Origin of the sequence: Sinomonas susongensis (genome assembly GCF_005877005.1) — a bacterium.
GTDB classification, from domain to species: domain Bacteria; phylum Actinomycetota; class Actinomycetes; order Actinomycetales; family Micrococcaceae; genus Sinomonas; species Sinomonas susongensis.
In genome coordinates this window covers 1-2,004 of sequence record NZ_SSNH01000029.1, presented here as the reverse complement: position 1 = coordinate 2,004, position 2,004 = coordinate 1, and the positions used below count along the sequence as shown (strand labels likewise).

2 protein-coding genes are annotated in these 2,004 nt (G+C 76.5%); both read right to left on the bottom strand.

Annotated features, from left to right (window positions below; translation table 11 throughout):
- Nucleotides 1-6: 6 nt before the first annotated feature.
- Nucleotides 7-285, bottom strand: a complete 279-nt coding sequence (locus tag E6A21_RS17690) for an HPr family phosphocarrier protein (RefSeq protein ID WP_138444535.1) — start codon at nucleotides 283-285, stop codon at nucleotides 7-9.
- Between the two features lie 15 nt (nucleotides 286-300).
- A partial coding sequence (locus E6A21_RS17685) for a putative PEP-binding protein (protein WP_246036620.1) occupies nucleotides 301-2,004 on the bottom strand: 1,704 nt, incomplete at its 5' end.

Genomic DNA, 2,004 nt, shown 5'->3' with positions numbered 1-2,004 from the left:
GGTGGGTTATTCGGCGTCGTGGTCGGTTTCGAGGATGGTGACGAGGTGGTCGAGGTGGGTTTCGGCGTTGGGGCCTTGGGCGCGGAGGGTGACTTTCTGGCCGTGTTCGGCGCCGAGGGACATGAGGGAGAGGATGCTGGAGGCGTCGAGGGCTTCGTCGGCGGGTTCGCCTTCTTTGGCGATGGTGATCTCGAGGCCGGTGTTGGCGGCGGCTTCGGCGAAGATCGCGGCGGGGCGGGCGTGGAGTCCGACGCGGGAGGCGATGGTGGCGGTGCGTTCTGCCATGGTGGGGGTTTCCTTTCAGAGTCCGAGCTGGTCGAGGATGGGGAGGCGGTCGCGGACGGTGGTGCGGGCGTCGGCGGCGGTGGGGGCGGCGAGTGCTGCGGCGGCGAGTTCCTGGGCCTGGGGGAGGGTGACGGTGGCCAGGACGTGGGCGACGGCGGGCAGGGCGCGGGGGGTCATGGACAGGGTGGTGGCGCCGAGGCCGGCGAGGACGACGGCGAGGGCGGGGTCGGCGGCGGATTCGCCGCAGACGCCGACGGGTTTGGGGGTTCCGGTGCGGGCGGCGGCGTGGGCGGCGCCGTCGGTGGTGGCCTTGACCAGGTGCAGGACGGCGGGCTGCCAGGGGTCGTTCAGGGCGGCGAGGGGGGCCAGGAGGCGGTCGGCGGCCATGGTGTACTGGGTGAGGTCGTTGGTGCCCAGGGAGGCGAAGTCGGCTGCTGCGAGGACGTGGGCGGCGGTCAGGGCCGCGGAGGGGACCTCGACCATGACCCCGGCGGTGGGGAGCCCGGCGTCGTGGGCGAGGGCGGCGAAGCGGGCGGCTTCCTCGGGGGTGGAGACCATGGGGGCCATGACCCAGACCTCGGCGTGGTGGGCTGCGGCGGCTTCGGCGATGGCGGCGAGCTGGCGGGCCAGGACTCCGGGGGTGGCGGTGTCGGTGCGGTAGCCGCGCACGCCCAGGGCGGGGTTGGGCTCGTCGGTGTCGGTCAGGAAGGGCAGGGGCTTGTCGGCTCCGGCGTCGAGGGTGCGGATGACGACCTTCTTGTGCGGGAAGTGCTCGAACACGGCCCCGTAGGCCTTGACCTGCTCGTCGTGGGTGGGCTCGGTGGGGCGGTCCAGGAAGGCGAACTCGGTGCGCAGGAGCCCGACGCCCTCGGCGCCTGCTGCGGCCGCGGCGGCGGCCTCGGCCCCGGTGGCGACGTTGGCCAGGAGGGGGATCCGGTGCCCGTCGGCGAGCCGGCCGGTGCCGTCGAACGCGGCCAGGGCCCCGGCGCGGGCGGCCCAGGCCGCGGCGGCGGCGCGTTCGGTGTCCCCGGGGTCGGTGGCGATGCGCCCGGCGGCGCCGTCGACGTAGACCTCGGTCCCGTCGGGGATGTCCTGGACCCCGGGGGCGGCGACGACGGCGGGCAGGCCCAGGGCGCGGGCCAGGATCGCGGTGTGGGACTGGGGGCCGCCGCCGGAGGTGACCAGGGCCAGGACCCGCCCCGGGTCCAGGGTCGCGGTGTCGGCGGGGGCGAGGTCGTGGGCGGCCAGGACGAACGGGGCCGGGGAGTCCGGGATCCCGGGGGCGGGGGCGCCGGAGAGCTCGGCGACGATCCGGGCCCTGACGTCCAGGACGTCCGCGGCCCGCTCGGCCATGTACCCGCCCAGGGCGCGGAGCTTCTCGGCCACCGCGGCCCCGGACTCCCACACGGCCCGCTCGGCCGAGCGGGCCCCGCCCGGGGTCCCGGGATCGAGCAGCTTCACGGCACCCTTGACCAGCATCGGGTCCGCGGCCATCAGCGCGGTGGCCTCCAGCACGCCCCGGGCGTCCCCGGCCGCGGCCGCGGCGCGGGCCCTCAGCCCGGCCTGGACCGCCTTGGACGCCGCCCGGATCCGCTCCGCCTCGGCCTCGGCCGAGGCCCCCGGCACCGGACCCGCCGCGGGCTCCCGCACCGGGGCCGGCATCTGCAGCACCGGCCCCACCACACGCCCCGCCGTCACACCCACACCGTGAAACTGCTG